This is a genomic window from Acidithiobacillus thiooxidans ATCC 19377 (assembly GCF_009662475.1).
Taxonomy (GTDB): Bacteria; Pseudomonadota; Gammaproteobacteria; order Acidithiobacillales; family Acidithiobacillaceae; genus Acidithiobacillus; species Acidithiobacillus thiooxidans.
On sequence record NZ_CP045571.1, the window covers coordinates 729,179 to 755,860 of the forward strand.

The 26,682-nt window shown below is 52.9% G+C and carries 28 protein-coding genes and 1 other RNA gene; 18 read left to right on the forward strand and 11 right to left on the reverse strand.

The genetic code is table 11. The features are described from left to right. Positions 1–16 precede the first annotated feature (16 nt). Positions 17–3,235, reverse strand: a complete 3,219-nt coding sequence (carB, locus tag GCD22_RS03910; protein ID WP_031569087.1) for a carbamoyl-phosphate synthase large subunit — start codon at positions 3,233–3,235, stop codon at positions 17–19. Further along, positions 3,228–4,370: a glutamine-hydrolyzing carbamoyl-phosphate synthase small subunit gene (gene carA, locus GCD22_RS03915; RefSeq protein WP_031569090.1), complete on the reverse strand. Its 1,143-nt coding sequence runs from the start codon at positions 4,368–4,370 to the stop codon at positions 3,228–3,230. The genes carB and carA overlap by 8 nt, the downstream gene beginning before the upstream one ends. 236 nt (positions 4,371–4,606) lie before the next feature. Here carA and GCD22_RS03920 point away from each other — a divergent pair, with 236 nt between their 5' ends. The 9 genes from GCD22_RS03920 to GCD22_RS03960 all read left to right on the forward strand — a co-directional run bounded on the left by GCD22_RS03920 (position 4,607) and on the right by GCD22_RS03960 (position 11,438). Then, positions 4,607–5,353, forward strand: a complete 747-nt coding sequence (locus GCD22_RS03920; protein ID WP_031569092.1) for a hypothetical protein — start codon at positions 4,607–4,609, stop codon at positions 5,351–5,353. A 57-nt stretch (positions 5,354–5,410) separates the two neighbouring features. Beyond that, positions 5,411–5,887: a TspO/MBR family protein gene (locus GCD22_RS03925; RefSeq protein WP_031569094.1), complete on the forward strand. Its 477-nt coding sequence runs from the start codon at positions 5,411–5,413 to the stop codon at positions 5,885–5,887. 8 nt (positions 5,888–5,895) lie between these two features. After that, positions 5,896–6,615 carry a M48 family metallopeptidase gene (locus GCD22_RS03930; RefSeq protein WP_226825894.1) on the forward strand — a complete coding sequence of 240 codons (720 nt, stop codon included), beginning with the start codon at positions 5,896–5,898 and terminating at the stop codon, positions 6,613–6,615. A 90-nt stretch (positions 6,616–6,705) separates the two neighbouring features. Further along, the gene (locus GCD22_RS03935; protein ID WP_010639534.1) at positions 6,706–7,380 is read left to right on the forward strand and encodes a YceI family protein; all 675 of its coding nucleotides are present in this window, start codon (positions 6,706–6,708) and stop codon (positions 7,378–7,380) included. Between the two features lie 136 nt (positions 7,381–7,516). After that, positions 7,517–7,960, forward strand: a complete 444-nt coding sequence (locus GCD22_RS03940) for a MarR family winged helix-turn-helix transcriptional regulator (RefSeq protein WP_010639535.1) — start codon at positions 7,517–7,519, stop codon at positions 7,958–7,960. Further along, complete coding sequence (locus GCD22_RS03945) at positions 7,957–9,495, forward strand: DHA2 family efflux MFS transporter permease subunit (RefSeq protein WP_035209463.1); 1,539 nt, start codon at positions 7,957–7,959, stop codon at positions 9,493–9,495. Before GCD22_RS03940 ends, GCD22_RS03945 begins: the two co-directional genes overlap by 4 nt. Further along, positions 9,495–9,920, forward strand: coding sequence for a universal stress protein (locus tag GCD22_RS03950; RefSeq protein ID WP_010639545.1), 426 nt, complete (start codon positions 9,495–9,497; stop codon positions 9,918–9,920). The genes GCD22_RS03945 and GCD22_RS03950 overlap by 1 nt, the downstream gene beginning before the upstream one ends. Before the next feature lie 159 nt (positions 9,921–10,079). Next, positions 10,080–10,532: a lysozyme inhibitor LprI family protein gene (locus tag GCD22_RS03955; RefSeq protein WP_031569100.1), complete on the forward strand. Its 453-nt coding sequence runs from the start codon at positions 10,080–10,082 to the stop codon at positions 10,530–10,532. Positions 10,533–10,640: 108 nt separating this feature from the next. Beyond that, positions 10,641–11,438 carry a hypothetical protein gene (locus tag GCD22_RS03960; RefSeq protein ID WP_153940449.1) on the forward strand — a complete coding sequence of 266 codons (798 nt, stop codon included), beginning with the start codon at positions 10,641–10,643 and terminating at the stop codon, positions 11,436–11,438. Here the strand turns inward: GCD22_RS03960 and GCD22_RS03965 are convergent. Next, on the reverse strand, positions 11,396–12,610 hold the full coding sequence (locus tag GCD22_RS03965; protein WP_065973572.1) for an ISL3 family transposase: 1,215 nt from the start codon (positions 12,608–12,610) through the stop codon (positions 11,396–11,398). The two genes, GCD22_RS03960 and GCD22_RS03965, sit on opposite strands and share 43 nt — an antisense overlap. Positions 12,611–12,805: 195 nt before the next feature. Here GCD22_RS03965 and GCD22_RS03970 point away from each other — a divergent pair, with 195 nt between their 5' ends. Together GCD22_RS03970 and GCD22_RS03975 are read left to right on the forward strand one after the other, a co-directional pair. Beyond that, on the forward strand, positions 12,806–13,183 hold the full coding sequence (locus tag GCD22_RS03970) for a lysozyme family protein (RefSeq protein ID WP_153940450.1): 378 nt from the start codon (positions 12,806–12,808) through the stop codon (positions 13,181–13,183). 309 nt (positions 13,184–13,492) lie between these two features. Next, entirely contained in the window at positions 13,493–14,197 is a 705-nt protein-coding gene (locus tag GCD22_RS03975) for a hypothetical protein (protein WP_140391010.1), read from the forward strand. A gap of 55 nt (positions 14,198–14,252) precedes the next feature. Here GCD22_RS03975 and GCD22_RS03980 read toward each other — a convergent pair whose 3' ends face one another. Beyond that, positions 14,253–15,284 (reverse strand): agmatine deiminase family protein, encoded by a 1,032-nt coding sequence (locus GCD22_RS03980; RefSeq protein WP_031569105.1) that lies wholly within the window; start codon positions 15,282–15,284, stop codon positions 14,253–14,255. Between the two features lie 84 nt (positions 15,285–15,368). Between GCD22_RS03980 and GCD22_RS03985 the strand changes: the two genes are divergently transcribed. From GCD22_RS03985 to GCD22_RS03995, 3 genes are read left to right on the forward strand one after another with little or no spacing between them, the layout of a single operon-like run. Beyond that, on the forward strand, positions 15,369–16,076 hold the full coding sequence (locus tag GCD22_RS03985) for a pseudouridine synthase (protein WP_031569107.1): 708 nt from the start codon (positions 15,369–15,371) through the stop codon (positions 16,074–16,076). Between the two features lie 2 nt (positions 16,077–16,078). Next, entirely contained in the window at positions 16,079–16,528 is a 450-nt protein-coding gene (locus GCD22_RS03990; protein WP_024894113.1) for an NUDIX hydrolase, read from the forward strand. 55 nt (positions 16,529–16,583) lie between these two features. After that, positions 16,584–17,105: an RNA pyrophosphohydrolase gene (locus GCD22_RS03995; RefSeq protein ID WP_024894112.1), complete on the forward strand. Its 522-nt coding sequence runs from the start codon at positions 16,584–16,586 to the stop codon at positions 17,103–17,105. Between the two features lie 25 nt (positions 17,106–17,130). On the opposite strand, the gene ychF is transcribed toward GCD22_RS03995, so the two are convergent. From ychF to mrdA, 4 genes are read right to left on the reverse strand one after another with little or no spacing between them, the layout of a single operon-like run. After that, positions 17,131–18,222, reverse strand: a complete 1,092-nt coding sequence (ychF, locus tag GCD22_RS04000; RefSeq protein WP_024894111.1) for a redox-regulated ATPase YchF — start codon at positions 18,220–18,222, stop codon at positions 17,131–17,133. Positions 18,223–18,231: 9 nt separating this feature from the next. Continuing rightward, positions 18,232–18,801: an aminoacyl-tRNA hydrolase gene (gene pth / locus GCD22_RS04005; RefSeq protein WP_010636924.1), complete on the reverse strand. Its 570-nt coding sequence runs from the start codon at positions 18,799–18,801 to the stop codon at positions 18,232–18,234. 6 nt (positions 18,802–18,807) lie between these two features. Next, positions 18,808–19,419 carry a 50S ribosomal protein L25/general stress protein Ctc gene (locus tag GCD22_RS04010; protein WP_031569110.1) on the reverse strand — a complete coding sequence of 204 codons (612 nt, stop codon included), beginning with the start codon at positions 19,417–19,419 and terminating at the stop codon, positions 18,808–18,810. A 12-nt stretch (positions 19,420–19,431) separates the two neighbouring features. Then, positions 19,432–21,432, reverse strand: coding sequence for a penicillin-binding protein 2 (mrdA, locus tag GCD22_RS04015; protein ID WP_153940452.1), 2,001 nt, complete (start codon positions 21,430–21,432; stop codon positions 19,432–19,434). A gap of 88 nt (positions 21,433–21,520) precedes the next feature. Here mrdA and GCD22_RS04020 point away from each other — a divergent pair, with 88 nt between their 5' ends. After that, positions 21,521–21,760 carry a hypothetical protein gene (locus GCD22_RS04020; RefSeq protein WP_010636921.1) on the forward strand — a complete coding sequence of 80 codons (240 nt, stop codon included), beginning with the start codon at positions 21,521–21,523 and terminating at the stop codon, positions 21,758–21,760. 81 nt (positions 21,761–21,841) lie between these two features. On the opposite strand, the gene GCD22_RS04025 is transcribed toward GCD22_RS04020, so the two are convergent. After that, entirely contained in the window at positions 21,842–22,975 is a 1,134-nt protein-coding gene (locus tag GCD22_RS04025; RefSeq protein WP_031569116.1) for an RNA-guided endonuclease InsQ/TnpB family protein, read from the reverse strand. 117 nt (positions 22,976–23,092) lie between these two features. Here GCD22_RS04025 and GCD22_RS04030 point away from each other — a divergent pair, with 117 nt between their 5' ends. From GCD22_RS04030 to GCD22_RS04040, 3 genes are all read left to right on the forward strand, one after another. Next, complete coding sequence (locus GCD22_RS04030) at positions 23,093–23,407, forward strand: cell division protein ZapA (RefSeq protein WP_024894108.1); 315 nt, start codon at positions 23,093–23,095, stop codon at positions 23,405–23,407. A gap of 8 nt (positions 23,408–23,415) precedes the next feature. Then, positions 23,416–23,596, forward strand: a non-coding RNA gene (ssrS, locus tag GCD22_RS04035) — 6S RNA. A 1-nt stretch (position 23,597) separates the two neighbouring features. Further along, on the forward strand, positions 23,598–24,227 hold the full coding sequence (locus GCD22_RS04040; RefSeq protein ID WP_226842633.1) for a 5-formyltetrahydrofolate cyclo-ligase: 630 nt from the start codon (positions 23,598–23,600) through the stop codon (positions 24,225–24,227). A 27-nt stretch (positions 24,228–24,254) separates the two neighbouring features. Here the strand turns inward: GCD22_RS04040 and GCD22_RS04045 are convergent, their stop codons facing one another. Together GCD22_RS04045 and GCD22_RS04050 are read right to left on the reverse strand one after the other, a co-directional pair. Then, on the reverse strand, positions 24,255–24,902 hold the full coding sequence (locus GCD22_RS04045; protein ID WP_024894106.1) for a LysE family translocator: 648 nt from the start codon (positions 24,900–24,902) through the stop codon (positions 24,255–24,257). Beyond that, positions 24,899–26,674, reverse strand: coding sequence for a M61 family metallopeptidase (locus GCD22_RS04050; RefSeq protein ID WP_031569118.1), 1,776 nt, complete (start codon positions 26,672–26,674; stop codon positions 24,899–24,901). The genes GCD22_RS04045 and GCD22_RS04050 overlap by 4 nt, the downstream gene beginning before the upstream one ends. Positions 26,675–26,682: the final 8 nt, after the last annotated feature.

Sequence of the window (26,682 nt, forward strand, 5' to 3'; positions counted from 1 at the left end):
TAACCTCTCGTACTGGTTAGTTTTGTTGCAAATCCTGGAGACGAAGAACACTGCGCTCTTCCCGCATCAGGGCACGAATAGCTTCCGCCCCCGCAATGGCACCTGCCAGAGTGGTGTAATAGGTCAGGCCCATTTGTAAGGCAGCCCGGCGGATACTGAAGGAATCACGCACAGACTGACGCTCATCCACGGTATTAATGATGATTTGTACTTTACCATTTTTGATGGCATCTACAATGTGCGGCCGACCTTCGGTCACCTTGTTGACTGTGCTTACTTCCAGACCCTGCTGGCGGAGGTGTTCGGCCGTCCCTTTGGTGGCGATCAGTTGAAAACCCAGGTGGGCCAAGGTGCGAGCAGCAGGGGTGAGTTTGACTTTGTCGGCATCGCGGACGCTGATAAATACGGTTCCGGAGGATGGAAAATGCTCACCGGCACCCATTTGCGCCTTGAGAAAAGCCTCACCAAAGCTGGCCCCGATGCCCATGACCTCGCCGGTAGATTTCATTTCGGGCCCTAGCAAAATATCGACGCCCGGGAATTTGATGAAAGGAAATACGGCTTCCTTGACGCTGAAATGCGGAGGATTGGGGATTTCGGGTATGCCTTGGGTTTTCAGGCTCTGGCCGGTCATGCAGCGTGAGGCAATTTTAGCCAGTTGCCAGCCCGTGGCCTTCGAGACAAATGGCACGGTCCGGGATGCGCGGGGATTAACTTCAAGGACGTAAATCCGGTCTTCCTGCACGGCAAACTGGCAGTTCATGAGGCCAACCACACCCAAAGCCAGAGCCAGTTCCACGGTTTGCCGCCGCAATTCAATCTGGATGTTTTCAGGGAGAGAGTAGGGCGGCAAACAGCAGGCCGAGTCGCCGCTATGAACGCCAGCCTGCTCAATATGTTCCATGATCCCTGCAACAATGACCTGGCCATCCTGGTCGGCAACGGCATCGATGTCCACTTCCAGAGCATCATTGAGAAAGCGGTCCAGGAGAATGGGCTGATCGTTGGAAATACGGACGGCTTCTTCCATGTAACGCTGCAGGTCTGCTTCAGCGTAAACAATACGCATGGCCCGGCCACCCAGTACATAGGAGGGACGAACAACCAGCGGATAACCCAGTTCCCTGGCTTTGCTCAATGCTTCCGGGGCGCTGCGGGCAATGGCGTTTTCCGGCTGGCGGAGACCCAGGCGCTGCAGCAGTTGCTGAAAGCGTTCGCGATCTTCAGCCAGATCAATGGAATCCGGAGTCGTACCGATGATGGGTACGCCGGCTGCTTCAAGATCGTTGGCCAGTTTGAGAGGGGTCTGGCCGCCAAACTGAACAATGACGCCCTGAGGTTTTTCCACTGCGACAATTTCCAGCACGTCTTCCAGGGTCAGGGGCTCAAAATAAAGGCGATCGGAAGTGTCATAATCGGTAGACACGGTTTCCGGATTGCAGTTGACCATAATGGTTTCAAAACCATCGGCATGGAGTGCCATGCTGGCATGGACGCAACAGTAGTCAAACTCAATACCCTGACCAATGCGATTGGGACCACCGCCCAAAATCATGATTTTGGGTTTGCTTCCAGGCTCCGCCTCACATTCCATTTCATAAGTGGAGTAAAGATAGGGCGTTGGCGAATGAAATTCTGCCGCACAGGTATCTACGCGCTTGTAAACGGGGCGAATGCCCAGTTTGTGGCGCTGTTCGCGCATTTGGGATTCACGGCAGCCCAGTAGTCGGGCCAGGCGACGATCCGAAAAACCCATGGCCTTGAGTGCCCGCAAGTGGGGTGCATCGAGGCTCGCCAGAGGCATTCCACGCAGTTTTTCTTCCTGTTGCACCAGCTCAATAATCTGTTCAAGAAACCAGGGATCTATATGTGTGATCTGCTGGATTTTGTCCTGATCCCAGCCCCGGCGGATGGCGTCGGCCAGGTACCAGAGGCGATCCGGACCGGCTATGCGCAGCTCCTGCTCGAGCTTCTGCAAGGTCTCTGGATCATTGCCCGGCAGTTTTTCATCCAGTCCATCGACCCCGGTTTCGAGGCCGCGCAGGGCTTTTTGCAGGGATTCCTGAAAACTCCGGCCAATGGCCATCACTTCCCCCACAGATTTCATCTGGGTGGTCAGGTGCGCGTCGGCTTCCGGGAATTTTTCGAAAGCAAAGCGGGGTATTTTGGTGACTACATAGTCGATGGTCGGTTCAAAACTGGCAGGAGTGGCCTGGGTGATATCATTGCGCAATTCGTCCAGGGTGTATCCCAGGGCCAGCTTGGCCGCAATTTTGGCAATGGGGAAGCCGGTAGCCTTGGATGCCAGGGCGGAGGAGCGGGAAACGCGCGGATTCATTTCGATGATAATCAGGCGACCATCCACCGGATTCACCGCAAACTGGACATTGGAACCGCCGGTGTCCACGCCAATGCGGCGCAGGACAGCTATGGAGGCGTCACGCATGCGCTGATATTCACGGTCAGTCAGGGTCTGGGCGGGGGCTACGGTAATAGAGTCACCGGTATGAATCCCCATGGGATCCATGTTTTCGATAGAGCAGACAATAATACAATTATCTGCTTGATCCCGGACCACCTCCATTTCAAATTCTTTCCAGCCAATTATGGATTCTTCAATAAGAATTTCGTGGGTAGGGCTGGCCTCCAGACCCCGCGAGGCAATATCCTCAAACTCCTCGCGATTGTAGGCAATGCCGCCACCCGTGCCGCCGAGAGTGAACGAAGGTCGAATAATGACCGGAAAACCAATATCTTCGGCAATTTGGCGGGCTCCGTCCATATCGTGCCCAAAAGCCGAACGCGCCACTTCCAGACCAATTTCCTGCATGGCTTTTTTGAACAGCCCCCGATCCTCGGCTTCGCGAATGGCTTCTACCGAGGCCCCGATCAGGCGCACTCCGAACTTTTCCAGAATACCTTCACGGTGCAGATCCAGCGCACAATTCAGAGCAGTCTGGCCACCCATCGTCGGCAAAATGGCATCCGGGCGCTCCATTTCGATGATGCGCGCTACTGTTTGCCACTCCACAGGCTCAATATAGGTCGCATCAGCCGTTTGCGCGTCGGTCATGATGGTCGCCGGATTGGAATTGACCAGAATGACGCGGCAGCCTTCCTCGCGCAATGCCTTGCAGGCTTGAACTCCCGAGTAATCAAATTCGCAGGCCTGACCAATGACAATGGGGCCGGCGCCAATCAGCAGGACGCTGTGAATATCTTGATGCTTAGGCATGGGTTTGGGCTCCGTATTGATGCATGGCAACTACGAAATCATCAAAAATGATGCTGGCATCGTGGGGGCCGGGTCCTGCTTCCGGATGTCCCTGAAAGGAAAAAACCGGGAGGCTGTTATGGGCCATACCCTGTAAACTGCCATCAAACAGGGAGGTATGCGTAATACGCACGCAGTCCGGCAAGCTTTGGGCGTCCACCGCAAACCCGTGGTTTTGACTGGTAATTAATACCCGACCCCTGCGCAGGTCTTTGACCGGATGATTGGCACCATGATGCCCGAATTTCATTTTGATGGTTTTGGCACCCAAGGCGATGCCGAGTAGCTGATGTCCCAGACAGAGCCCAAAAGTGGGTATTCGTGCCGCAATGATGTCGCGCATGGCTTGCTGGGCATAATCGAGGGCCTCGGGATCTCCCGGCCCATTGGAGAACAGCACCCCATCCGGGCGCAGGGCGACGACTTCAGCTGCCGGTGTTTTGGCAGGCACCAGGGTAATCCGGCAGGCGCGGTCGGCGAGCAGACGCAATATATTATTCTTTTTGCCGAAATCGTAAACCACTACATGATATTGCGGATGGCTGACGGGCCGCGCCTGATAACCCTGTTCGGGCTGGCCACTGGCCAAAAGCCATTCCGAAGATTTTTGCGCTGCCACGTCCTGCACCAGATCCCGACCCAGCAAGCCGGGAAATTCGCGCGCGGCAGCCAGGGCTTCGCTTTCACTCACCTCAGCGCCAACCAGCAAAGCCGCATTCTGAGCGCCGCCATTGCGCAGGCGGCGGGTGAGTGCGCGGGTATCGATACCGGCAATGGCGGGAATACCCTGCTGGGTCAGAAAATCGGGGAGCGTCTGGGTACTGCGCCAGTTACTGGGGGTACGAGGTAAATTACGCAGTACCAGAGCCGAGCAGAATATTTTTGATCCTTCCATGTCTTCGGGGTTGATCCCGGTGTTGCCAATATGCGGATAGGTCAAGGTCACGATTTGGCCGCGATAGGAAGGATCCGTCAAGATTTCCTGGTAACCCGTCATCGCTGTATTAAAACAGATTTCACCGACGGCCAGACCCTTGCTGCCAAAGCCTGTACCCCGGTAGATACTGCCGTCTGCCAATGCCAGGACCGCCTGCACTTTCTCACCTCGTCTACCATGGAAGATGCAAAAAAGGGAGGGTGTCCCCTCCCGCATAGATTGCCCGTATTCTAGGGATATGCCGGGCACTGGTCAACGCAGTTGTCGGCACATTCATTCCGAAAAAAGTGGCGGCGGTAAGCATTACACAACGATAAGTGCTTGAGTGTGTGGAAAGTGATGTTAAGCTTGTGACCATGATCAGCTGTTCATAATTCCAAAAGGAGTGGTTCCGTATGCGTCGCATTCAGAGTTCGTTGTTGTTTGCTGGAGTCGTGTTGGCCCTGTCTGGCTGTGGTTCAGCGACTAATAATGGCTTGGGTCCGCAGGCCGAAAATACTTATCCTGTGCCCTCGGCTATTAGCACGCCATCCAGCTACAGTGCACCCGCGCCTACCTTGCAGGTCCCTGCCCAGCCTCTGTCGCAGCCAAAAACTTTACCCGCTCCTTCGGCCCCCAGCGTGAATTATTCGTCTACGACTTTACCCTTGACGCCTCTGGCATCCTCCACCGCAGCCATATCCAGCGCCACGCAATCTGTCACCCTACCCGTCACCCGGACGGTGGAAAATGCCAAAAATTCTGCGAATCAGGCAGTGAGTAGTGCCCAAGGCGCAGTGCAGCAGCAGCTCAATACGGCAACGTCTTCCTTTTCTGGAAAGTGGCAGCAGGATATGGTCAAAGCTCGACAGGACAGCGCAAAATGTGCTGCTTTGAGTTCGACAGCGCAAAGTGACTGCTGGCAGAATGTGTCAACTTGGGCAAAAACGCGGGCTACGCAGTATCAGAGCATGAGCGCCACGGCGACTGGTGCTCAGGCACAGCAAATGCAATCCGCCGCCAAGTTTTTCGGTGTAACTGGTGAATGGGCCAGTGCCTGTAGTTCTCTCAGTGCTCAGTCTTGCGCGGAGTCACCGCTGATCAGCAAGATGCAGCAGTGGAAGGCTTCAGTGGGCATTCCCGGAACCACTGCCGGGCAATAAAATTTGCAGACTTCTGAAAATCTGCCATTCCGTTTTCTTGGCGGGGCGACGACTTAAATGAACATGGATCACTTTGCACTGGTTTCCCTGATTAGTCTGGCTATTACCCTGGCGGTAGCAACAACGGGGTCACTGTTTCGGCCGGACGCCTGGTATACGCGCCTCCAAAAGCCCAAGGGCACGCCTCCACCCTGGGTTTTTCCAGTAGTCTGGACGCTGTTGTATATTATCATGGCTTTTTCGGCAGCGTTGATTTATGTCAGCCCGGCCAGTCCATTACGAACAGTGGGTTTGTCTTTGTATGGCCTGCAGTTGCTCTGTAATGCCGCATGGTCATGGCTGTTTTTCGGGCGGCATCAGGTGCTTTGGGCCCTGGCAGACCTGGTTTTGCTCCTGCTCCTGGTGTTGGCTTGTTTCCTGGTTTTTATGTGGATCACGCCGCTGGCCGCCTGGTTGTTGCTGCCTTATTTACTCTGGCTCTGCGTGGCGTTGTATCTGAATGCCGCGACCTATCGCCTGAATCGATTCTCCTGATGTGGCTCATGCGCAATCCGGAAAAAACCATGGTTCAGGTGGCTGATCTGAACCTGCAGCTGACGCGCAAGGCGGTGAAGAATTTACGCATTATGGTTTATCCCCCTGACGGGGAGGTAAGAGTCAGTGCGCCCTGGGCGATGACAGATGGAGACATTCGTGCGGCCATTCTGGCCCGTTTGTCCTGGATCAGGCAGCACCAGCAGCAATTTCAGCATCAGACTCCGTCACCGGTTCTGGAATATCAATCCGGCGAAACCCATTCCTATTTGGGACAGGACTATATACTCCGGGTGCATGCAGTGGCTGGTCGCGGCCGTATTGAATTGCGCGACGCTGCCTTTATGGACATGTACTGTCCGCCCGAAGCGGCACAAGCTGAACGACAGGCTTTGCTCCACAAGTATTATCGTCAGGCACTAAAAGACCGCATTCCGAAAATTGTTGCCCGCTATGAACCGATTCTGGGTGTAAAGGTGGCTGAGTGGGGCGTTAAACGCATGCGCACTCGCTGGGGTACCTGCAACATCCGCGCGCGGCGCATCTGGCTTGGCCTGGAGCTTGCCCGCTACGCAGAAATTTGTCTGGAATATGTGGTGTTACATGAAATGGCTCATTTGCTGGAGCGCCTGCACAATGATCGTTTCAGGAGCATCCTCGATGCGGCCATGCCAGACTGGCGTCGGGTGAAAAATCAACTCCGCTCTGGTTCTGCCCCTTTTTGCTGAAAACTCTTGATGCTTACTCTGTGATAAATACTATAATTCTTGAACTACCAGCATTATGGTGGCTCAGGTAATTAGCAAGAGGGTAAAATCATGCAAAACAAGCGTTCAAAACAATTACTCATCATTTCCATCAGCTTGGGTCTGGGTTTGGGGATGATGCAGGAAGCGGCCCAGGCGGCGACAACGGCGCCGGCCACAGCTGCGGTGGGGCACTACCACGCGCTGACGGGTAACCCGAGTGGCACCTATCAGATTGATCCAGAGCATTCCGCTGCTTATTTTACCATTGGTCATGTGGGTATTGGCCCCTTTAGCGGACGTTTCAACAAGATTTCCGGTACTTATACCGTTAACACTCAGGATCCGGCCAAAGACACGGCCAAAATTGTCATCCCGGCGGCCAGCATTTTTACAAACTTCGCCCCTCGCGATAAATATCTCCGCAGCCCGACCTTTTTTGATGTCAAAAAATATCCTGACGTGACTTTTGTCAGCACCCGTTATCAGCCGATCAGCAAAACGACGGGCGATCTCTATGGCAAGTTGACCCTGCATGGTGTTACCCGGGCGATAATGTTTCGGGTCAGGGAAACCGGCGCTGGCGATGTGAAATATCTTCCCAAGCCTTGGGGGGGGTATTTGTCCGGATTTGTCGCCGTTACTACCATTCAGCGCAGTAATTACGGCATGAAAGCCTATCTTCCCGAAGGACTCTCCAACAAAGTCCATATTCGGGTAGAAATTGAAGGTAAAAAAATCGCCTGACGGATCCAAACAGAAATCGGCGTAAAGCAAAGTCGCTGTAATGCGGCTACGCGAACTGCCGATTTTTTTCTTGCAATTACTTAGATAGCTAAGTATAAGGTTGCGAACTATATAACCAACAAGCCAGGAGTGGGCCATGTCAGAAGAACAGATACAGCAGGATTTTGCTCTGGCGCTCCATGATACTGCGCGAGCCTGGCGACACGCTTTGGATCGCCGTCTGAAAGGGTTAGGTCTGAGCCAGGCCAGCTGGTTGAGCATTGCTTATCTGGCGAAAGCACCCGCACCAATGACTCAAACCGAGTTGGCCCACTGCTTGTCGGTAGAACAACCAACCGTGGTGGCCATGCTCGACCGTCTGCAGCGCGCGGGACTGCTGCGCCGGGAAATAGACGCCCATGATCGTCGTATTCGCCGTGTACTGCTCACGCCAGAGGGTATTGAGGTGTATGCGGAAGTTCGGCGCGTGGCGATGGACTTCCGCCATGAAAAACTCAAAGAACTGGACGTTGAGGTACTACGCCAGATAACAGAAGTCCTTCAGCAACTGCAAAGGACGTTGGAAGATCCCATTCCATGATCTCGACATCTGTTCCCATGGGTGCTGCAGGGCTGAACCGTCCGCTGATTACCCTGGCCATCATGCTCGCCACCATCATGCAGACGCTGGACAGCACCATCGCCAATGTGGCTCTGCCCCATATGCAGGGCAGCTTGTCAGTTTCGCTCAATCAGATCGGCTGGGTGCTGACATCCTATATTGTCGCCACCGCCATCGCCACACCCTTGACCGGCTGGCTGGTAGACCGCTTTGGTAAGCGCAATATTTTCCTGGCCTCAGTGGCCGGTTTTACCCTGGCCTCCATGTGGTGTGGTATTTCCACCTCCTTGTTCGAAATTGTCATTGCCCGGGTTTTTCAGGGCGTATTTGGCGCTGCCCTGGTGCCGCTTTCACAAACCACCTTGTTGGATATCAATCCCCGGGAAAAACAGGGCTCGGCCATGGCATTGTGGGGTATGGGGGTCATGGTGGGTCCGATTGTCGGCCCGACTCTGGGTGGCTGGCTGACTGACAGCATGGGCTGGCGCTGGGTATTTTTCATCAATGTTCCAGTAGGTATCCTGGCACTTTGGGGTATCTGGAAATCGTTTCCGGCCGATACGCCGGGACGCAGCATGCGCTTTGATATGGCTGGCTTTGTCAGTCTCAGTGTGGCCATTGGCGGTCTGCAATTATTGCTGGATCGGGGGCAGCAACTGAACTGGTTCAGTTCGGTGGAAATCTGGGTGGAAGCCTATCTGGCCGGTTTCGCAGCCATTTATTTTATCTGGCATACCTGGCGCACTCCACCCGAGCACTCTTTTTTTGATTATCGTCTGATTTTGAATCGCAATTATGTGACCGGATTACTATTCATTTTTATCGTAGGGGTGGTGCTTTTTGCCTCGCGTGCCCTGATTCCCACCATGCTCCAGGATCTGATGGGTTACACGGCCGAGGCTGCCGGGTGGGTAACGGCCCCCAGTGGTTTAGGCACCATGCTCGCCATGCTCATTGTAGGTCGGCTGGTGGGTAAGGTGGATTTGCGCCTGTTGCTGGCTATCGGCTTTGGCATAACGGCCTTTTCTCTCTGGGAAATGCAGGGTTACAGCCTGGTGATCAGCCAGGGTGAGGTGATCTGGCCCGGTGTCTGGCAGGGCCTGGGTATTGGTCTGGTATTCGTGCCATTGAGCACGGCTACTTTCGCCACGCTCAGTCCCCAGATGCGCGCCAATGGTACGGCCATATATAGTCTGGTACGCAATGTCGGCAGCAGTCTGGGGATTTCCTTGGTGGAGACCCTGCTGACCCGAAATACCCAAATTGCGCACGCTACGCTGGCCGCGCATATTGATGGCCGCAATCCGGGTTATGGAAACCCTGCAGTCGCAGAACTGTATAATCCCCATTCAAGTATGGGGCAAATGTTGCTCAATAATGAAATTACCCGGCAGGCCAGTATGATTGGCTATATTGACAACTTCTGGTTGATGATGGTGATGACGCTGGCGATTTTCCCTTTGTTGTTGATTATTCGTACACCAAAGCGGGAAGCGGCGGCAAGGAGAAGCTGATGTTCCAGAAAGTGATGGTCGCTTACGATGGGAGTGCTTCAGGTGGTGTCGCTCTGCAGCAGGCGACAGATATTGCAGGTCTCACACAGGCTGAACTGCATTTGTTTGGCGTCATTGTGAGTACGGGCGGTATGGCGATGGCACAAGCTGCAGGTGCCGAAGACATGCTGGGTAGGGAAGGGGAGGCTATACGTACCCGGCTGGACGAGGTCGCTACAAAACTCCGTGAGAATGGCCTGTGCGTGTATACTCAAGCGGTTGAGGGGAGTCCCGCTGAGGCCATTGCCCAATATGCCCGACAAATCCACGCTGATTTACTGGTGATTGGTCATATTCCCCAATTTTCCTTTGGTCACTGGCTGGAAGGATCTGTTGCCAAAGCCCTCCTGAGAAGTTTGCCCTGCAGTATTCTGGTCGCAAAATAGATCTGATAAAACATCCAAATGGATGATCCTTTATGTGATTAAAGAACATCTAACATTTTGTTTGGTAAGTGGTTAAAATCAATGGAAAGAAATGCTTGCATGCATTAAAGCAAGCATTGGCCATGATTCCGTTGACTACTGAATAAGGAAACAAAGTGTATGATCCTGCAGAAAGAATCGCTTGAAACGAATAATAGGATGAAAAATTATGACCGTCATTTAATGTCGGCAGAAAAACGTACATCAGAAAAACTTAAAATTAAACATCGATTATGGTTAAGCAGTTATTTGCTGATGGGTTTATTTTTTTCTCAAGGATCAATGGCCACGCAATATGCTACTTCATTCGACTATGCGACTGCAAATACCGTAACAGAACAGGTGATTTGCAAGGATCAAAAATTGGCAAGCCTGGATCTGCAATTGTCTCAGGAATATAATGAATTAGTGAACAATATGAAAAAAAGTGGAAATCATAAAAAAAATCTCAGTTATCTCCTTGTCTCTCAGGAAAAATGGAAAAAAGAGAAGATCCAGTGCAAAGGTGATAGTTTCTGTATAACAGATGCTTACGGGAAACGTTTAGCCGAGCTGGGCGCCTGTTATCATTAGAACTATAGATTTTGCACCTTGAGGATCATCAGTGGCGCTTTGTTTGGCCACTTTTGATATTCCATGGGCCTTGTGAAATATTGCGCTCAGATCTGAGGAATACAATTCATGAGATATGGAGTCTATAAAGACAAGCAGGAATTTTTCTGTAAATATCGGCAACATTTGCGTGGGGTATTGCTGATAAGTATTTTTTTCTCCCAGCTTGCACATGCAACTCAATATACCACTTCTTACAACTGTAAAACAGCAAAAACTGAAACTGAAAAAGCGGTTTGCCAGGATGCGCAGTTGGCAAAAATGGATCGACAGGTATCCCATGATTATAATCAATTGACGAATAGAATGGAGAAAGAAGGAAATTATCATCAATCTTTAAATAATGTGACTACAACTCAGTCTAAATGGAAGGAAGAAACTCTCCAGTGTAAAGGTGATGTTTTTTGCCTAACGGATGCCTATGGCAAACGACTGGCTGAGTTGAATTATTGCTACAGAAGTGACAAAGCCATTGCAGTAGCTGCAGTTGCAGACTGTACCCCGCTGGACCGGGTGGATTATCATTTTATTCAAAAGTCCGAAGGCATGATGTATGATTTTTATGTGCCCGGGGCGTTTGGGACCAATGTGGAGACAGGAGAGAATCTTGGACCGCGATACAAGAAAGATAAAATAACGGGAGAAAAAATCCAGAAAGCCATAGGCAATAGTGGTGTTACGGTAGGTGAAGGTGTAGATCTGGGACAGCAGACTATTGAAGGGTTGAGACGTTATATGGAGATTGAGCAAAAGAAATATGGTAAGCCTGATGATGTAGATATTGAATATATAATAGATACAGCAAAACCTGGTTCCTCGTCATTTCAAGTGGGTAGCCTGAGATCCAGCTTACCCAAGATCAGGTAGGCCATATTGATAAAGTTCTTGTGGGTACGGTAACCCCGAGCTTTCGCCTTGGCGGATTGAATGAGGCTGTTAAAACCTTCCAGAATTCCATTGGTGATCTGGCTCTCAAACCAGTGGAGCACACCATCCCAATGATTCATGATGGTGTAGGCAACCTTGACGATAGGCGGCAGATCGCTGGTCTTGGCGTTTTCCAACCAGGCTTTCAAGAGGGTAGCACCCTGATGGCGATTCTTGATCGTGAAGATGTCCTGAAAGGTCAGGCGGAATTGGTAGGCCTGCGCCGTCTTGAGGTTCTGGTCTTTGAGTAATGCCTGCAGCTTTTCTTTCTGCTTCACCTTGAGTTTCCGTTCATTCTTGAGCCAGAGCCAGCGGGTCTTTTTGAGGTCTGGCTGGGTAAATGCTTCGCTCCTGCGTACCGCGTCCACGGCCTCGTTGACGAGCTTCATGAGGTGGAAACGATCAAAGGTCACCTGGGCGTTGGGAAGATGCTCTTTAGCCCCTTTCTGGAAGGCGGGAGACAAGTCCATGCTGACGTCCGTGACAGCTTCTGCGCTGCCCCCATGGGCTTCAAGGTCTGTGGCAAATCGCGCAAAAGTGGAGACGTCCTTACCGGGGGTGGCAAACAGCAGTCGCCTAGCTTCCAGATCTACGAAGAGCGTGATGTAGTCATGGCCGCGCCGACTGCTGGTTTCATCGACGCCGACGGCATGGACATGGGCCATATCCACTCTGGTACGGGCTTCGGGCACATAGTGGTCAATCACCCGCCACAGGAGCGTGTCGGTCTCGCCGATCAGGCGGGCTACTGTCAATACCGGCATCTCCCGCACCAGGGTCATGATCAGCGCTTCAAAGAGCAGGGTGAAACGCGAGCCTTCCCGCGCCCAGGGAACAGGGATCTGATGCACCCCATGTTCCGGGCACATCACACGGGGTACGCGGGCGTGGAGATAGGCTTCATGCTGAAAGAAATCCATGTGCCGCCAAGTATGTTCACGGGTGTCATGTACCGGACACTCCTCACCACAGACGGGGCAAGCAAAGCGACTGCCCTTGGGAAAGTTGATGTGCAGATCCAGGCGCTTCTCCTCCACTTGGAAGGTCACATCGTCCACCAACCACGGCGGTACCAACCCTAACGCGAGAGAAAACAGCTCTTCTGGGACCATCAGCTAACTCCTATTCGGGACACAACTGCTCCGCTGCATTGTAAACCCTACCCACTCGATCTGACGAAGAGCCCAAAACCTTTTATTGGGAAGAAAAAAAATAATGCTATAAGTGCGTTAAATGATTATTATATAAGTAGAAATAAAAAATATCCGCAACTATCGAAATCCGAAGCAACATTTATATCAGAAGCGGTGCGCCACGGCTATGCTGAAGACACATCTGTTCTCTTTGATAAAAATGCCCAGCATAAAATGAGTTTTTGGAAGATGCCTATGTCAGTTCAAACAGTGCTTACAGACATGAAGTATCATTCTTATGTTTCCAGCGTGAGTCATTATTTGTATCAAGCAGACTGGTTGGGTGCAGCAAAAGAGCTTGAAAAATTGGCTGTTGGGCAGTACGCAAACTATAAAAGTCGTTTTCTTGCGCGGGCACAAATGTTGCGCGATGCTATTAATTATCATTACTTGCCATCGCAGGGTGACCCTTGTGCACCAGCCAAAGTGCCTCTGGCCTATAACGAAAATCTGGTCTGGCACCGTGTCTTGCGATATCTAGACTGGGCATAGCACTTTGAATTTATAATAATCTGGAGATCACAATAGATGAAAATATTATCTTTTATAGCGCAAGTTACAGCTTTGCTTCTCAGTTTGAGTAGCGTGGCGCATGCGGCTGTTGACTCCTTGAATTGTCCAGCTATTGCGGCAAATACTTCAGATAATTATGCGAAAGGCTGTATAGCACCGCTAAGCCCTCTGCGTGAGGCTATATGTCACTATAAGCCCAAAAGATGGGTGGATAATCTGAGGCTTTTTGATAGTACATTGGGCAATTATTATGTCCGATATTTGCGATCAGCTGGTGTTGGTACATCTGTGTGTAAGCAATTGCTCAATGGTCATCAAGCCTACGAAAGTCAGATAGAACAATGTGGTAATCATGGTGACTGTGTTTTAAAAGTTATGGATGCTTGGTCTCAAAAGCTGTCAACAATAGAAAAATCCCTGCGCGTACCCATTAAAATGTCCAGTCTGCAGCAGTTTGCGGGTAAGGCATATATTCAGGATGGGTCTAAAACGGTTCCTCTGCTGGAACGGCTGAAGCAAGGGATGGATTTATTTCCTCTGCCCCGACTCGCATTGAAAAATGGCAACGAGTTAATCTGGGGTTTCCAGCCGCATAATGCACAAGTGCAGTCCCTGATGATTCTTAATCATCAGGGCGATGTGCAGGTCATGGGTCTGGTCGATAACCTTTATCTTGGTATGTCTGGCGGGCAGGCCCCTGCTGGCTTGGACCCCGAAGCTCGACTATCACTTTTAGTCAGGAATCCGGCAGCTCTCAGCGAAAATCTTCCTGCCATTCATGCCTGGGCAGCGGCGAGTCTACTGGGTTTTAATCAGACTTGTCCCGGCAAGGATCAACAGGCTTGTCAGGCTGCCATGGCGCAGACACTACCCATCAAGGCATACAATCTGAACTGTAAGGTCAAACCTCAGGGGAACATCTTGGTGGATCATTGTACCTTGCCATTGCCCTCCGTAAAAAACGATGTTTCTCCAGGCTTATTCTGGCAATGATGCATGTCTTCTGAGCCTATTTGATTGAGTAAACCCAGATGACTTTGCTCAAACCTTACTCCGGCAGCTGCATGGTTACGCAGTGCAGGCTGCCATGTTGGCGGGCAAGTTCCAGACAGGGGATAGACACAATCTGACGGTCCGGGAAAGTCGTTTGAAGACGCTGGACGGCAATATGATCCGCAGGATCATCATAGACGGGGAGTAAGACGGCTCCATTGAGGATCAAAAAATTGGCATAAGTCAGAGGCAAGCGGTTGTCCTCCTCATCCCATTGCGCCTGTGCCCAGGGGAGGGGAATCAGATGGTAAGCCTGCCCATCATGACTGCGCAGGGCGCTGAGTTCCGCAGCCATTTGCTGCAAAGCCGCAAAGTGACTGTCGTTGGGATCATCACAACTTTGATAAGCGATGGTATGCGGATTGCAAAAGCGCGCCAGAGTATCGATGTGTGCATCGGTATCATCGCCTTCCAGATGCCCACTGTGCAGCCAGAGTACGCGCTGCATGCCAAGCTGCTGGCATAAGGCGCTTTCAATTTCCGCAGCTGACCATTGTGGATTGCGATTGGCGGAAAGCAGGCAGGCGCTGGTCGTCAGCAAAGTACCATGACCATCACTTTCAATACTGCCGCCTTCCAGCACCATTCCCGAAATTTCCAGGGAACATTTGCCAAAAGCCTGATGGGCATGGAGATGACGCGTAATCTGATTGTCCAGGTCGGCGCGAAACTTGAGGCCCCAGGCATTAAAGCCAAAATCCAGCAATTTGCGTTCCCCTGCTGAATTCTTAAGGGTGAGTGGTCCGTGATCACGCGCCCAGGAGTCATTGCTAGGCACCAGATACAGATGGCAGTGGGACATGTTGGCGTGGACATTCTCCAGGCGCCGTTCACAATCCCGTAAACTTTCGCGGTCATGGCAGGCCACCAGCAGATGCTCGCGCAGACTGATTTCCCTGGCAATCTGCACAAAAACCGGAAGGACCTCATCCAGCCGGAGTGCCCAGTCACTTTCTGGATGGGGCCAGGTCAGTTGTACACCCCACTGCGGAGCCCATTCGGCGGGGAGTGTATAGTTGGTCTGCATAGTGAATTCCTTCCAGAGGCGATGCCTACATCATAGGCAATTCGGGGGTTTCCGTCAGCCATGCAGGCAGGCTAAACTGTCCGCATGGCGCATTCCAGCGAACGTTTAGATCATCTGCTTTCCCGACTGGGTTATTGTAGCCGTTCGGAAGTGCGTGATTTACTGCGCGAAGGGCGCGTGTCAGTGGATGGAATGCCGCTGCGCAAGGCCGCTACCAAGGTAGATCCAGCTACTGTGCAAATCGATGAAGAGCCTCTGGATCATCCCTATCCCCTTTATGTGCTGTATCACAAACCCCTCGGCAAGGTCTGCGCGCATGATGATCCTCGTGCCATTTATCAGGATTTTCCACCGCGATGGCGTTATCGGCGACCCAGCTTCAGCAGTGTCGGACGACTGGATCGGGAAACCAGCGGTGTGTTGTTGCTGACCGATGATGGAGACTGGCTGCATCGTTGGACCAGTCCCCGCTATGCAATTCCGCGCCGGTATCGAGTGACTTTGCAAAATCCTTTGCAGGGGCATGAAGCCGGCATACTGGCTTCGGGCACCTTGCTGCTGGAGGGAGAGCACAGCCCGTGCAAAGTGGCAGAAATGATCCCGCTCGACACGACTGAACTACAATTGACCCTCCATGAAGGACGTTATCACGAAGTGCGGCGTATGTTTGCAGCTCTGGATAATTTGGTGTTGAGCCTGCATCGGGAGGCATTCGGACCTTTCACTTTGGATGATCTGGCTCCAGGACAGTGGCGGGAACTCAGCGAAATCGAACGGCAAATGGAGTCATAATCATGGTCTGGAAGCCGCATGTGACGGTTGCTGCAATTGTGGAGCAAGACGGGCGTTTTTTGCTGGTCGAAGAAATGGTAGAAGGACGCCGATGTTTCAATCAGCCTGCGGGTCACTGGGACCCTGGTGAAACCCTGCTTGACGCAGTCGTACGAGAAACCCTGGAAGAAACGGCCTATGCCTTTGAGCCCGAATATCTCACGGGCATTTATCATTGGGAACACCCCGCCAAAGATTTGACCTACCTGCGTTTTGCTTTTGGCGGGAAGTTGGGTGACCAGCGTCCAGACTACACGCTGGATACCGGAATTATTGGTCCGGTGTGGATGACTCCGGCAGAAATACAGGCGCAGAGCGGACACCTGCGAAATGTCATGGTGCAGCGTTGTATGGCGGATTATCTGGCCGGGAATCGCTATCCTCTAGAAATTTTACACAGTCTGACAGACTGACGTTGGCTCTGCCTCGTGCTATATTGGGCAAAAGGCATCGGTAGAGACGATGAATATGATAGACGCAGACGGCTATCGCCCCAATGTGGGCATGATTATTTGCAACGAACACAATCAGGTGTTGTGGGCCAAACGCCGGGGTGAGAATGCCTGGCAGTTTCCGCAAGGTGGAATTGATCATGCAGAAACACCAGAACAAGCCATGTTCCGTGAGCTCGAAGAGGAAGTGGGTACGGCCAAGGTCTGTATTCTTGGGCGGACTCAGGGGTGGCTGCGTTACGAGGTTCCCTGTTCCCGGCATCGTGCCCAGCGGCGTCGTTATCGCGGGCAGAAACAAATCTGGTTTTTGCTGCGTTTCGAAGGCGATGAGGCGGAAATAAACACCTTGACGACTCAGCACCCCGAGTTTGAAACCTGGCGCTGGGTGGATTACTGGATGCCTGCCCGGGAAATCATCGCCTTTAAACGGCGGGTTTACTGGCAGGCATTGCAGGAATTGGCCCCGCTGATTAATGTGGGACCGCCTCCTGCCGATGCTGCTGAGTCTAAGAGAAAAGTTTCCCCTTCAGCAGGTTAAGCCCCTGGCTCAACAGGTCTCCATCTCACACGTTAAACAAAAAATTCAGTACGTCGCCATCATGGACGACATAATCCTTACCTTCCGCACGCATTCTGCCCGCTTCCTTGGCACCATGCTCGCCTCGGTACTGAACGAAATCCGCGTAGGCGATAGTCTGGGCGCGAATGAAACCCCGCTCGAAATCACTATGAATGACGCCAGCTGCCTGGGGGGCAGTGGCCCCGATGGGAATGGTCCAGGCCCGTACTTCCTTGACGCCAGCCGTAAAATAGGTCTGCAGGCCCAGCAGGCCATAGGCGGCGCGGATGATACGATTCAGCCCCGGTTCTTCCAGTCCGAGGTCCTGCAGAAAGGCGCTTTGCTCTTCAGCTTCCAGTTCAGCCAGTTCGGATTCAATGGCTGCACACACCGGAACTACGCTGGCATGGCGTTCGCCCGCCCAGGCTTCCAGAAGCGGGCGCCAGGGTCCATCCTGAATTTCATCTTCAGCCACGTTGGCAATGACCATCATGGGTTTCATGGTGAGCAAAAACAGGCCGCGCAAATGGGCTTTTTCTTCAGCACTCATGCTGAGACTCGCGGCAGGTTTGCCACTATTGAGATGCGGTAGCAGGCGGGTCATGGCAGCGGCTTCGGCGACGGCATCCTTGTTGCCACCCTTGGCCTGGCGGGCAACCCGCGCCTGAGCTTTTTCGACCGTACTGATATCCGCCAGAATCAGCTCCGTCAATACAGTATCCAGATCGGCCACCGGGTCCACCTGACCGCTGACATGAACGACGTTGGGATCTTCAAAGCAGCGCGTAACCAGGGCAATAGCGTCCGTTTCCCGAATGTGGGCCAGAAACTGGTTGCCCAAACCCTCGCCCTGGGCAGCGCCCGCCACCAGCCCGGCAATATCCACAAACTCCATGGTGGCCGGAACCACATTTTGGGGCTTGACGATTTCAATCAGCGCCTGCAGCCGGGGGTCCGGCACGGATACCAGACCAACATTGGGTTCTATGGTGCAGAAAGGATAATTTTCAGCAGCGATACCGGCTTTGGTGATCGCATTGAACAGGGTGGATTTGCCCACATTGGGGAGACCGACGATGCCACAGGCCAAAGCCATAAAAAACTCCTAATCGCTGTGCAGGGTTTTCTGGGCCGCATCACTGCGACCATCAAGAAATTCCGGAAGAACCGCCAGGCTGCGATCAATTGCCAGATCAATCGCGGATTTATCCATTGTCGAAGGCGCGCCCAGTACATAATGAATCACGGCATCCTTGTGTCCAGGATGGCCGATGCCAAGGCGCAGGCGCCAGTAATCCCGCGTACCCAGCGCCCGATCCAGATCGCGCAGGCCGTTATGCCCGCCATGTCCGCCACTCCATTTCAAACGCGCCGTGCCGGGCGGTAGATCGAGCTCGTCGTGTATCACTAAAATACGCGCCGCCGGCACCTTGTAAAAAGCGGCCATGGCCTGGACCGGCGCACCGCTGCGATTCATGAAATCCTGGGGCAGGCACAAGCCCAGTTGTTGTCCGGAATTTTGCGTAGTTGCTGCCAGACAATGCCAGCGTGATTCCAAACGTAAAGACGCTCCAGCCTTTTCTGCAAAGGTCTGGAGCGCCCAGAAACCGGCGTTGTGACGGGTGCGGGCGTATTCTGCCCCGGGATTTCCCAGCCCCGCCAGCAACCAGTCCATTTTATCTCACTCGGCAGCTTCCGGGGCTTCTTCTTCTGCTTCAGCGCCGGTACGGGGGCTATGAATGGAGACAATTTCCTTATCATCTTCATGCTGGAGCGGAATCAGGATAACACCGGCCGGCACGCTGATCTGCGACAGATGCAAGCTCTCGCCTTTTTCCAGCTTGGCAATGTCCACTTCGATGGCTTCGGGCAGGCGATCAACCGGTGCTTCCACTTCCACGTCTGTCAGGGCGCGGTGCAATACGCCACCGGCCTTAATACCCACGCAGGTGTTTTCGTGGAGGAAGTGGATAGGCACGTGCAGACGCACGGTTTCACCGGCATGAACCCGCATAAAGTCCATATGCAGGACTTCTTCCTTATAGGGATGCATCTGGATATCGCGGATCAGAGCGGTTTCCTTGCCTTTGGGGAATTCGAGAGCGATTACATGGGTATAAGCCCGCTCGTCGGCGAGGAGCTTGCGCAACAGGCGCGCTTCAATACTCAGACCCATCGCTGCCTTGTTATCCCCATAAAGTACGGCCGGGACCATGCCTGTACGGCGCAGGCGGCGGCTGGCACGCCGACCATTTTCTTCGCGCGGCATGGCCGCAATTGCAAAATCTGTCATTTTCATTACTCCTTATTGTACTGTGGATTGAGCGGGGCGAGGGTTGACAGAACCTTTCTCCCCATAACTAAGGGGCGCATCATAATGCGCGCTTGCCGATTGAGCAACCTTTGCTGGCATTTTTGTGGATAATTTTTGTGGAGCTGGAGCTGGAGCTGGAGCTGGAGCTGGAGCTGGAGCTGGAGCTGGAGCTGGAGCTGGAGCTGGAGCTGTTTGGTCCGGCTGCAAATACGCCTTAATGACGGCACGAGCTACCGGTAGGGCTTGCCAGGCATTGTACCCGCCATTTTCGACCACCACCGCTACGGCAATTTTGGGATGATCCACCGGTGCCCAGCCAATAAACAGCGAGTCATTATTGTAAATGGTGCGTCCATTTTTATAGCCCATAGGGACCTGGGCCGTACCGGTTTTGCCGGCAATGCTGATACCGGGAATGCTCACCGTATGGCAGGTGCCGGTATTGACGCAGGCTTCCATCCCCAGATGCACCGCATGCATGGCTTCGGTAGAAATATGCAGATTTACGGGCGCGGCATTGGGAATAGGAATAGTCTTGCCGCTTTGCGGGTCAATGAAGGCCTTGGCGACCTGGGGTTGCACCAAATAGCCGCCATTGGCGAGGGCAGAAACGGCGCGGACCAATTGTAGCGGCGTTTCCAGTAAATAGCCCTGACCAATACCCAAAATCACCGAGTCACCGGTGTACCAGGGGGCATGAAGATGTGCGCGTTTCCAGGCCGGAGTCGGGACCAGACCGTTTGCGCCACCGGGCAGATCAATGGGTGTTTTCTGCCCGAAGCCGAAACGCCAGAGGGTCTTGTCCTGCAAATCAATTCCCATTTTCACGGCCAGCTTGTAGTAGAAAACATCCACTGACCAGGCCAGTGCCTTGGTGATGCCGGTCTCCCCGAAACCACCCCGATTCCAGTCCCAGTAGGTGTGTCCTCCCAACTGATAATTGCCGGGGCAGTAAGTATGGAAAGCCGGACTGATTACGCCCTCCTGCACGGCCTGGATGGTATAAAAAGGCTTTGCGCAGGAACCTGGCGGGTACAAGCCATTATCGGCCCGGTTCATGAGCGGACGGCCCGGATTGTTGAGCAGTGATTGCCAATGCGCATTACTAATGCCGTCCACAAACCAGTTGGCGTTAAAGCTGGGGCTGGTGACCATGGCGAGAATGCCGCCATTATTGGGATCCATGGCGATGACCGCACCGCGATAGCCTTTCCCCTGTAACGCTTCTGCCCCTGCCTCCTGAACCCGCAGCCGGAGATGGGTCATCAGATTACTACCAGGATGAGCAGCGATCTGGCGGAGGGTGCCTACTGGTAAACCCCGGGCGTTAATATCCTTGATTTCATAACCCATGTCGCCACGCAGCTGGCGTTCGTAATAGCGTTCCAGGCCATTTTTACCAATATAATTGCGACCCACATATTTATTGGCATGAAAATCCTTAAGGTCGGCGGCAGTAATCGGTCCGACATAACCGACGACATGGGAAAACAAGGCGTCATAGGGATAATGGCGGTGCATCATGGCGACAATACGCACGCCCGGCAGTTCCATGGCGCGGACGGATACGGCTGCAATTTGCGTCGGATTCAGATCAGCCTTCAAAACAATCGGATCAAAGTCCGGCTTGCCAGCGCGCCGTGCGGTAAATTGCTGCAACTCTTCCGGACTCAAGTTCAGAAGATGCTGCAAAAATTGCAGGCTTTGTTGCAGATGGGGGACCTGATCCGGGGTGATTTCGAGGGCATAGGTGGGCTGATTTTCTGCCAGAACCTCTCCATGATCCGCCAGAATCAGGCCCCGAGGCGGAGCCAGGGGCACCAGAGCCACATGATTGTCATAGGCCAGCTCGCGAAATTTGGAGTAATGCAATACCTGCAGGTCCACTATCCGCAAAACAACCCCCAGTATGGCCAGGAGCATCAACAGTGCCGCAACACCCAGACGAAGGCGAAAACTGCGCGTACGTTTCAATGATTCGGATAAGGGCATGGGTGCAACAGACCTGCTTCAATTTGCAAATGACGGAGGTGCTTCGTAAACTCGGTGTCGGAATGTCCGGCTAAAAGTGGGTGGCGCAGTGTTAGAATCCCGATATGAATCCCTGTTTGCAGAGTTGGAGAATGCTATCACGGATTATCGCGGATTGCGTCGACAACTGGAAGGTGACGGACGCAACAAGCATTCCGTGCAAGCCCTGCAGGCCCAGATTCAAAAGCTGAAAGCAGAAAACCGGATGCTGCAAGAGCGTCAGGAAGAAATCTGCTTACGCCTGAATGATCTGCTGGCGCAGGTTAATTGCTGGGAAAACGAACTTTGACATCCTCCCCGACATGAATGTCGGGGATTCCTGACTTCACAATCAGGTCTTTCTGCTTCATCGAAATCAACCCGTTCTACCTTACAGTAGGACAGGACTTACGTTTTCTCCACAGACGAGCTCCGCAAGTCCTGCGGTTAGTACATTACGAGCAGCGTTAACATCCCGATCATGGATGGAACCACATTCGGGACAAGTCCACTCGCGGATGTTCAATGGCATCTTTGAAACGATATGGCCGCAGTCCGAACAGCGTTTGCTGCTGGGGTACCAACGGTCGATTTGGACCAAAGTCCTGCCGTACCACTGCGCCTTGTACGCTAACATCCGTACAAATTCGCCCCATCCTGCATCGCTAATGGATCGGGCCAGGCAGTGGTTTTTCTGCATATTGGATACCGCAAGACTTTCCATGGCGATGACTTGGTTCTCGTCAATCAACCGGCTGGAGAGTTTGTGTAAAAAGTCCTTGCGGGTATCCGCAATTTTTGCGTGTAAACGTGCAATTTTCCACTTCGCTTTGGCTCGATTACAAGAGCCTTTTTGTTTCCTGCTCAAACGACGTTGCAGCCTTACCAATTTCGTCTCGTTTTGGCGCAAAACGTTGGGGGATGCGATCTTTTCACCGTTAGATAGAATCGCAAAATGCGTTAGGCCAAGATCAATTCCTATCTGGTTGTTTACAGGAACCTTCACGCTCACAGCATCATCACACAAAAAGTTGACGAAGTATCGTCCGGCCGTATCTTTACTGACGGTTACCGTCGTTACTTTGGCGGCCTTTGGAAGGGTCCGGGAAAAGATGATATTCAATGTCTCTTTCATCTTGGCGAGTTTTAAAGTCTTCCCGTTCCATTGAAAGGCGCTGTCCGTATACGTAGCCGATTGGTTACCATCTTTGCATTTGAAAGTTGGATAACTGGAGCGCTTTGCAAAGAAGTTCCCAAACGCGGTTTGCAGATGCCGAAGCGATTGTTGCAATGGGACGCTGGAGACCTCATTCAACCATGTATAATCCGGCATCTTCTTCATGATAGTCAGTGCAGCGGAGGTTTCGTGGTAGCTTATGTGCTCGTGCCGCTTCATCCACGCGTCAGAACGTAAACGTAGCATGTGATTGTAGATGAACCGCGCACAACCGAAGGTCTGAGCCAAAACCGTTATCTGCTCAGAAGTCGGATAGAATCGGAATCTGTAAGCGCGCTTAATATCCATTTTCAGAATTTTACACAATTCAATTTTAAGTGTAAAGTGTTTTTATCGTGCTATCCATCTCAGCCCTAAAGGACGAAGTTTTCGCGTATTTTTGATAAAATCATCAGGGAGAAGTCTGTGTCCGAAGTTAAACCCACAAATGTCGTGCAACAAATTTCCGTCACCCTGCTGGATCAGCATTATCAGATACCCTGTCCGGATGAAGAACGGGAGCTGTTGCTGGAAGCCGTGCGACTACTCAATGAACAATTAGAGGTGGCCAGAAGCCGTGGCAAATTGCTCAGCCGGGAGCGCGCTACCCTGATGGTGGCCGTGAATCTGGCAGCGGATTTGCAGCGTACCCGGCAGACATTGCTGGCGCGTGAGCATGATCTGCAACTCGTCGAACAGCGTCTGCAGCAACTGGTTGACAGAGCTAAGGGCTCAGAGTAACTTGAAATTGCCTCCTGCGAGGCACGAGTGGCCGAGACGATTCCTGAACCAATACTGTCTATCCAGGGAGTCCCCAGTCATCATCGTGGTGTGCAGCTCCCTAGCGGAGTAGCCTGAAGCGATGTGTGGATTCCCACCTGTTCATCAGGTTCTGGGGGTAGCGGGCCGCACGACCATCGCGGGAGGTTTTTTGTTTTCTGAAACTGAAACATCAGATTCATCTGATCCGGTTTCCAAGGGTAGCTTGCGCAGAACAATGCGGCAGCAACGCCGGACTCTTTCTCCGCAGCATCTCCAGCAGGCGGCGCTGGCACTCTCCCGGCAAATTCTCCAGCTTAGCCATTACAAAAAGGCTCAGCGCATTGCCCTCTATTGGCCCATGCAGGGCGAAATCAATCCTCTGCCGCTGATGTACCATCGTCTGAGTCGTCACAAACAATTCTATTTGCCGGTATTATCGGGAAGTTTTGCGCAAAAGCTGCGTTTCGCGCCATTTCATGGGGAGAGCCGCATGCGCCCCAATGGCTTCCGTATTCCCGAACCGCAGGTGGCAGCTGATTTGCTGATGACTCCGCAGGATCTCGATTTGTTGATTCTGCCCCTGGTGGCGTTTGATACAGAAGGTTATCGCCTGGGTATGGGCGGGGGATTTTATGATCGCAGCCTCGCCAGCATCTCCCACCGTCAGCATTGGCAGCACCCGCGCCTGCTGGGGGTCGGCCATGCTTTTCAGCAGTTAGACAGAGTCCCCCGCGAACCCTGGGACGTGCCGCTCAGCATCATCTGCACCGACCTTGCCTGTCACCGCATTATGGTTTGATTGTAATGAAATAATTTGGATATATTTTCAAGATTCGTTGAGCGCAGCCATTACGAACAGTGTTAAACCAATGGCCATAAAAAGCCCTCCGGTTCCCCTCTGTAAAATCTGATGTGCCCGGGGGCTTCGCAACAACGCACTGATTCTGGTTCCCAATTGTGCATAAACCATATACCAGCTCATTTCAATGAGCCAGAAGGTAAATATCAACTCTGCAAACTGTATCCAGGGGTTAGCCTGAGGACGCATGAATTGTGGCAGCAACGCGACGGTAAAAAGCAGCGCTTTGGGATTGGTGATGGTGACGAGAATACCGGTGCGATACAAAGCTGCAGGGCGCTGTATCGGGGTTCGGTTTACTGCCAAATCCTGGATATTTTCTGGACGCCGTCCGCCTGACTGCCATGCCCGGATTCCCAGATAAATCAAATAAGCAGCACCTAAAATGCGGACCAGATCAAAAATACGGGGCCAGGTTTGAAAGAAAATACCGAGTCCGGCTGCGGATAAAGTAATCATCAACAGAAGGGCCGTCATGCATCCCAGCATGGTTGCCATGGATCGACGCCAACCATACAGGGCACCATGACTCATCACCAGCATCATGTTGGGACCTGGAATTGCAGAAATTACCAGCACGGTAAGCGCGTAAAATATCCAGATATGCAGTGTCATGCTGGAGTGAGCCACGCGCTGCGGCGGGCGCTTACCACTGCGTCAACGTCCTCCAGCCACTCCAGCCAGAAGGTATCCTGCGGCGGGGTAACAGGGGTCAGGCGGGTCTCGTAAAGTACGTCATCGCGAAAGTAGTGGAGGCGCAGCGGGCAACCGGGGATGCCGGAGCTGATTTGCCCGGCGAAACTGTCCGCCGTGCAGCGCATTCCTTCCAAAGCAACGAGGAGGTCATCGGGTGACAAACCGGCCGCTTCTGCCGGGCTACCGCTGAGGACCTGACGGATTTGTGCGCCTTGCGGCTGGCTTTGCCAGTGGGCACCAATCCAGGCCGTCGGCACGGTCGCAGCCGCCTCGCCGCCTGAATCACTCAGACCGGTGGCGGGACGGCTGTGCAGGGCAATGCCCATGCGTGCCAGGAGAGATTCCAGAGGCAGTTCGGCGCGGGCTTCTATCCAGGTTTTCAACTGTTCTGCCATTTGCGTACCAGCAAGGTCGGCTATTTGTTGCAGGGCTTCTCCCTCGGGGAGTGCCTTGCCCGTCTGACCGTGCTCTTTCCAGGAGCGCATCAGCAAGTTATCCAGACTCAAACGGCCTGCACTTTCCAGACGCAGGCTCAAGTCCAGACAGAGAGCTAGCAGCGCTCCCTTGTTGTAATAACTGATTTCAAAATTGGCGCTGTTGACATGCGGATGATAAAGCTTGAGCCAGGCATCTTCGCTGGATTCTGCCAGGCTTTGCAGATATTGGCCGGGGCGTCTTTGCAGGCGCGTCCATTCCTGAGCGATCCCTTGCAGGTATTGTTCCGGACTGATTAAACCGGCACGACAGAGGCAGAGATCATCGTAGTAAGAGGTAATTCCTTCAAATATCCAGAGATCCCGGGAAAGTTCTGCGCGCTCCAGGGAGCTGGCGCTGAATACCGCCGGTTTGATGGCTTGTACCAGCCAGCTATGAAAATATTCATGGCTGACCAGGCCCAGAAAGCGCCGATAGTTTTTGGTGTCGCGGCCGGTCAGGTCATCCCGGGCGCAAACCAGAGCACTGGAGGCCCGATGCTCCAGACCGCCATAGTCGTTGCTGCGCGCCTTGCACAGAAAATGATATTCCCGAAAGGGGGATTCACCCCAGAACTTCTGCTGCCAGTCACAAATGCGGGCCATGTCTCGTCTCAGTGCCTGCAGATCGGCCTGATGTTCTCCCTGAATCAGCAAGTGGTGAGGCAACCCACCCGCCTCAAAATTCAGCAGGGTCAGCGTCCCCATCAACAGCGGATGATCAATGAATGCCCGATAATTTTCTGCCTGAAACTGACCCCAGCCCCAAGTTTCACCCGCCGCGCGGGGCATGGAAGTCCCCAACTGCCAATGATCCGGGCCGGTAATGCGCAAGGCATGCATTTGTTGCTCCTGACCGACTACCCGTAAAAACAGGGCGGGGCCATTAAAAAACCCGCCCAGTTGATCCAGAAAAGCCGTACGCACCGATTGATCCAGCGCATAAACACTATAAAAGATCTGGAGAGGCCCTTTTACAGCGGCACAAACCCAGCGATCAGTGGCCATTTTGTGCAGTTGGACTGCTGCGCCCCGGGATTCTGCGGATATTTGGGTAATGTGGCGGGCCAGATCGCGGATGGTGTAACTGCCCGGAACCCAGGCCGGCAAAGCCAGCACCTGACCATCAGGATCGGGCTCAGGAATTTCCAGGGTGACCCGGAACAAATGCGCCTCGGGTTCCAGATGGATGCTGTAAGAGAGAGCAGGGGATTGCATGGGAAAAT

What these genes read in the sequence shown, in the direction of transcription:
- GCD22_RS03940 (WP_010639535.1), top strand. Translation starts at nt 7,517, where the DNA reads ATGTCAGAAGAACAGATACAGCAGGATTTTGCTCTGGCGCTCCATGAT.
- mrdA (WP_153940452.1), bottom strand. Translation starts at nt 21,432, where the DNA reads ATGCCCTTATCCGAATCATTGAAACGTACGCGCAGTTTTCGCCTTCGT.
- pth (WP_010636924.1), bottom strand. Translation starts at nt 18,801, where the DNA reads ATGGACTGGTTGCTGGCGGGGCTGGGAAATCCCGGGGCAGAATACGCC.
- GCD22_RS03995 (WP_024894112.1), top strand. Translation starts at nt 16,584, where the DNA reads ATGATAGACGCAGACGGCTATCGCCCCAATGTGGGCATGATTATTTGC.
- GCD22_RS03925 (WP_031569094.1), top strand. Translation starts at nt 5,411, where the DNA reads ATGAACATGGATCACTTTGCACTGGTTTCCCTGATTAGTCTGGCTATT.
- GCD22_RS04050 (WP_031569118.1), bottom strand. Translation starts at nt 26,674, where the DNA reads ATGCAATCCCCTGCTCTCTCTTACAGCATCCATCTGGAACCCGAGGCG.
- GCD22_RS03945 (WP_035209463.1), top strand. Translation starts at nt 7,957, where the DNA reads ATGATCTCGACATCTGTTCCCATGGGTGCTGCAGGGCTGAACCGTCCG.
- GCD22_RS03990 (WP_024894113.1), top strand. Translation starts at nt 16,079, where the DNA reads ATGGTCTGGAAGCCGCATGTGACGGTTGCTGCAATTGTGGAGCAAGAC.
- GCD22_RS03930 (WP_226825894.1), top strand. Translation starts at nt 5,896, where the DNA reads ATGCGCAATCCGGAAAAAACCATGGTTCAGGTGGCTGATCTGAACCTG.
- GCD22_RS04025 (WP_031569116.1), bottom strand. Translation starts at nt 22,975, where the DNA reads ATGGATATTAAGCGCGCTTACAGATTCCGATTCTATCCGACTTCTGAG.
- GCD22_RS03935 (WP_010639534.1), top strand. Translation starts at nt 6,706, where the DNA reads ATGCAAAACAAGCGTTCAAAACAATTACTCATCATTTCCATCAGCTTG.
- GCD22_RS03965 (WP_065973572.1), bottom strand. Translation starts at nt 12,610, where the DNA reads ATGGTCCCAGAAGAGCTGTTTTCTCTCGCGTTAGGGTTGGTACCGCCG.
- GCD22_RS04010 (WP_031569110.1), bottom strand. Translation starts at nt 19,419, where the DNA reads ATGACAGATTTTGCAATTGCGGCCATGCCGCGCGAAGAAAATGGTCGG.
- GCD22_RS03980 (WP_031569105.1), bottom strand. Translation starts at nt 15,284, where the DNA reads ATGCAGACCAACTATACACTCCCCGCCGAATGGGCTCCGCAGTGGGGT.
- GCD22_RS03950 (WP_010639545.1), top strand. Translation starts at nt 9,495, where the DNA reads ATGTTCCAGAAAGTGATGGTCGCTTACGATGGGAGTGCTTCAGGTGGT.
- GCD22_RS03920 (WP_031569092.1), top strand. Translation starts at nt 4,607, where the DNA reads ATGCGTCGCATTCAGAGTTCGTTGTTGTTTGCTGGAGTCGTGTTGGCC.
- GCD22_RS03985 (WP_031569107.1), top strand. Translation starts at nt 15,369, where the DNA reads ATGGCGCATTCCAGCGAACGTTTAGATCATCTGCTTTCCCGACTGGGT.
- ychF (WP_024894111.1), bottom strand. Translation starts at nt 18,222, where the DNA reads ATGGCTTTGGCCTGTGGCATCGTCGGTCTCCCCAATGTGGGCAAATCC.
- carB (WP_031569087.1), bottom strand. Translation starts at nt 3,235, where the DNA reads ATGCCTAAGCATCAAGATATTCACAGCGTCCTGCTGATTGGCGCCGGC.
- GCD22_RS03960 (WP_153940449.1), top strand. Translation starts at nt 10,641, where the DNA reads ATGAGATATGGAGTCTATAAAGACAAGCAGGAATTTTTCTGTAAATAT.
- GCD22_RS04045 (WP_024894106.1), bottom strand. Translation starts at nt 24,902, where the DNA reads ATGACACTGCATATCTGGATATTTTACGCGCTTACCGTGCTGGTAATT.
- GCD22_RS03955 (WP_031569100.1), top strand. Translation starts at nt 10,080, where the DNA reads ATGATCCTGCAGAAAGAATCGCTTGAAACGAATAATAGGATGAAAAAT.